Origin of the sequence: Finegoldia sp. (genome assembly GCF_046991905.1) — a bacterium.
GTDB lineage: Bacteria > Bacillota > Clostridia > Tissierellales > Peptoniphilaceae > Finegoldia.
Map to the genome: position 1 here is coordinate 5367 of NZ_JBKWZF010000039.1, position 385 is coordinate 5751.

1 pseudogene is annotated in these 385 nt (G+C 37.1%); it reads left to right on the forward strand.

Annotation, left to right across the window (positions count from 1 at the left end):
* A pseudogene (locus ACLUJM_RS10670) lies at positions 1 to 385 on the forward strand (Rib/alpha-like domain-containing protein); the annotation flags it as partial.

Sequence of the window (385 nt, forward strand, 5' to 3'; positions counted from 1 at the left end):
CCAATTACAGCAGATGATACAGAATTTGTATCAAGTGCAACAAAACTGGATGATAAATCTGACGCTGACAAATATAATCCTGAAGGTCAAAAAGTGACTACAGAATTGAATAAGGAACCAGACGCATTTGAGGGAATTAAGAACAAAGAAGATTTACCAAAAGATACTAAGTATACTTGGAAAGAAAAAGTAGATGTTAGCGCAGCTGGAAATAAAAAAGGGACTGTTGTAGTGACATATCCAGATGGATCATCTGATGAAGTTGAAGTAGATGTTACAGTGACAGACAATCGTTCTGACGCCGATAAATATGAGCCAACAGTAGAAGGCGAAAAAGTAGAAGTTGGAGGCACAGTAGATCTAACAGATAATGTAACCAACCTAC